At 42.3% G+C, this 3435-nt stretch carries 5 protein-coding genes; 3 read left to right on the top strand and 2 right to left on the bottom strand.

What is annotated here, in order from left to right:
- The first annotated feature begins 529 nt into the window (after positions 1-529).
- On the top strand, positions 530-742 hold the full coding sequence (locus PX482_RS19380) for a hypothetical protein (protein WP_002766476.1): 213 nt from the start codon (positions 530-532) through the stop codon (positions 740-742).
- 167 nt (positions 743-909) lie between these two features.
- Here the strand turns inward: PX482_RS19380 and PX482_RS19375 are convergent, their stop codons facing one another.
- Entirely contained in the window at positions 910-1161 is a 252-nt protein-coding gene (locus tag PX482_RS19375) for an AbrB/MazE/SpoVT family DNA-binding domain-containing protein (protein ID WP_004266827.1), read from the bottom strand.
- A 138-nt stretch (positions 1162-1299) separates the two neighbouring features.
- Here PX482_RS19375 and PX482_RS19370 point away from each other — a divergent pair, with 138 nt between their 5' ends.
- The gene (locus PX482_RS19370) at positions 1300-1635 is read left to right on the top strand and encodes an excalibur calcium-binding domain-containing protein (protein ID WP_288122876.1); all 336 of its coding nucleotides are present in this window, start codon (positions 1300-1302) and stop codon (positions 1633-1635) included.
- A gap of 51 nt (positions 1636-1686) precedes the next feature.
- Here the strand turns inward: PX482_RS19370 and PX482_RS19365 are convergent, their stop codons facing one another.
- Positions 1687-2760 (bottom strand): Gfo/Idh/MocA family protein, encoded by a 1074-nt coding sequence (locus PX482_RS19365; protein ID WP_052277637.1) that lies wholly within the window; start codon positions 2758-2760, stop codon positions 1687-1689.
- 217 nt (positions 2761-2977) lie between these two features.
- Here PX482_RS19365 and PX482_RS19360 point away from each other — a divergent pair.
- Positions 2978-3435, top strand: a 458-nt coding sequence (locus tag PX482_RS19360) for a shikimate kinase (RefSeq protein WP_288122874.1), incomplete at its 3' end; no start/stop codon positions are given.

Below are 3435 nucleotides of genomic sequence, written 5' to 3'. Positions count from 1 at the left end.
TCATTATCTGGCAAGAGACTTAATTGATTAGTTCGCACTAGAAAAAAAACAATTGACAAAAATCGCTAAATGCCTTTCTATATAAGGGTTCCATCCCTTATAATCCCCGTCCATTGCATAACACAAACCGAAGAGCCTCCAAGCTTTTGGGGGGTTCTACCCCCCAACCCTACCGTTGGGAGCGTAGGGTTGATTCAAGGTAGGGTTGATTCATGAATCAACCCTACCCCGTTGGGGGCGTGGTGCCGCCCCCAAACCCCGGAGCGCATTAGCTTTTCAGTGGGATGCTTACACGCGATTGTTCATATTTTTGTACTAATTTAAGAGTCACTGATAATTGCTGATTGTCGGTATTTCTGCAAATGTGGGATGCACCCTGTCTCCTATCTGGTACTATGATAAGAACGTAGGTTGGGTTGAAGCATGAAACCCAACGCCCGCATGGGTTACGCTACCGCTAACCCATCCTACAAATAATTGTGCCTCCCTACTTAAAACACCTGAAGAAATTGCCAAAACTTACTCATCTTTGAGCTTAGAACAAGTTTATGCAACAATTCTGTACTATTTGCATGAGCAAGAAAAAATAACCAATTATTTAACCGAATGGATTGAACATGGAGAAAGAATGAGAGAAATACAAAAACAAAATCCTCCTCCTGTGGCGGAAAAATTGAGAAAGTTAAGGCAACAAAGAAAAGCAGTCAAACAAGTAAATGAGTCTGAAATATCTCTTAGATGAAAATGTTGATCCTCTCTATGGGACTCAACTAAGAAGACTCAAGCCTGATTTAGTTATTAGAGTCATTAGAGAACCTGTTATACTAAATCTGTTGAGTATAGGCTACTTATGAAGACAGGCACTCATGCAAGAGGCAAGAGGCAAAAGGGGTAATAAATAATCAGTCTTTAATAACCAGATTTAGTATCACGGGTCGCTTGCATGATGTCGTTGGTTGTTAGACGGCTAGTTGCTTTGCCACGGATAGCGGCAATCAGTTGCTTTCCCCGGCTGAGGGTTCTAGGCTTGCGAATTTGCAAGATATCCCCAATCACTTCCAGCTGGATTTCTGTACCGGGTAACAACCCAAGCTTTTCTTGAATATCAGGGGGAATAGTGATTTGTCCGTTAGGGCTAATTTTCATGGTGTTTTTCTGCATATACTAACAAATAATCGGAAGAGTCAGTGCCACTGGCTGCTTGACCCCCCCCAAACGTTTACCTGGGAATAACTCTGATTTATTATCCTGTATCCTATTTGGTACTATGATAAGAGCAGAGAATCAGTCAAGCATTTTATGAAAAAAGTACTTGTTATTTTAATTCTGGGTTTTCTGAGCGAACAAATATCAATAAAATCACCAATTTCTGGCAATCAAACCCTCAATAATTTAGCCGTAGCTAACAACAATAATCGTCCCACTCCCCAGAAAAAACCTAGTCCTTCTCCACAGTTTCGGTGCGATGGTAGAACTCACTGTTCCCAGATGACCTCCTGTGCAGAAGCGACTTTTTTCTTGAAAAATTGCCCCAATGTCAAAATGGATGGAGACGGTGATGGAGTTCCCTGTGAAAGTCAATGGTGTGGAAAAAAATCCTCAGAAAAATGTTTGGAAAGTTTTCCAGATAACTAACTTTGGTTCCTCACCCCAATTCTCTCATTTAAAGAATCGGGGTGAAAACAATTAAGAAGCAGTAATCACGGGAGAATTAAGATATTGATAATTCCAGTCCGATTGTTGCCAAACGCGACCATCAAGGGCAATTTGTTCGATTAAACTAGCTAATCGTAAAGCTTTTAAAGCTTGTTCCCCACCGACAGAAGGTTGGTCCCCACCGCGCACACAATGAACAAAATGTTCTAATTCCGCGTGTAGGGGTTCAATATTGCTGGTATAAACTTTTTCAATTAAACCATCTTGACGGTAGAGAACTTGACCGTAATCGGTGCTATAGTTAGCGGTGGTTTGCCGGTGAATGAGGATTTCATTGTTGAGAAAATCCGCTTCCGTGAGAGAATTTTTGCAGTGGGCCGCTAAACGGCGAATCTTGCGATGAGTCACCTTACTAGCGGTTAAATTAGCCACTACTCCATTACTAAAACCAAGGGTTGCAGTGACATAATCGAGATAACCGGAATCAGTGGCAGCGCGACTACCACTAGCGGTTAATTTCACCACGGGAGCGGAGACTAATTCTAAAATTAAATCTATATCGTGGATCATTAAATCTAACACCACCGACACATCATTAGCGCGTTGGGAATAGGGACTCATGCGATGGGATTCAATCGCTAAAATTTCCTCGGTTTTCAAGACCTTCGATAACTCTTGGAAAGCGGGATTAAAACGCTCGATATGACCCACTTGCAGAATACAATCATGATCGGCTGCCGCATTGACTAAAGATTCCGCTTCACTAATACTAGCGGCGATCGGTTTCTCGATCAAGGTATGTACTCCCCCTTGCAGACAGTCCATCCCGACTCGATGGTGTAACCGCGTGGGGACAGCGATACAAACCGCATCTACCCTAGGTAAGAGATCTAAATAATTTTCAAAAAAACGGACTCGGTATTTACTGGCAGTTTCCAGTCCCTTTTCGACGTTGACATCGGCCACCCCGACGAATTCCACGTCTTTTAATAAACTCAGGATGCGACTATGGTGTTGTCCCATGTTACCGACCCCGATAACCCCGACTTTAATCGGTTTGAGTTGATTTCTGTTACCCGGAAAGTTTGCTGGTTGATTGGACATGAATTTTAGACTCCTGTGTTCACACTCCTCACACCACTTGATTAGATTAATCAAGCTGATTTCGTCCATTAACTACCAAGATGGTATCATGGTTATCCAGCATTCTGACACGATGTCGGTGTCAATGGGAGTTCTGAGAAGATTTTCTGATTCCATCTGCGGGTTTTTACTCCTAAATGCTTATCAAAAAATCATCCCTGAGTAGCGAGGACTACATATGGACAATTCAACGGATTTTAACTCCTTACGGGGATTAAGTGTTTTTTTGCTAGGAATGATGGGGGCCGGCAAATCCACCCTGGGAGAGTTGCTTTCCCGACGGTTACAATATCGTTTTTTTGATACAGATATATTAATAGAAAGGGTCGCGGGAAAGAAAATCAGGGAAATTTTTGCCGACGAGGGAGAAGCGACTTTTCGGGAGTTAGAAACCCAAGTTTTAGCCGAATTATCCTCTCTGACTAAAACTGTGATTGCCACCGGGGGAGGGATGGTTTTAAAACCGATGAATTGGAGTTATCTTCGTCACGGTTTAATGATTTGGTTAGATGTTCCTCTCGAAGTCTTGGTTAAACGTTTAAAAAAAGATACCTCTCGTCCCTTGCTTCAGTCCACTGATTTAGAAAGTAAACTGGAATTATTATTAGAACAAAGACGAGGACTTTATGCAGAAGC

Source organism: Microcystis sp. M53602_WE12 (genome assembly GCF_030065455.1).
In the GTDB taxonomy this organism is placed as follows: Bacteria; Cyanobacteriota; Cyanobacteriia; order Cyanobacteriales; family Microcystaceae; genus Microcystis; species Microcystis aeruginosa.
The sequence above is the reverse complement of the archived record's forward strand: the minus strand, read 5'-3'. Positions and strand labels throughout refer to the sequence as shown.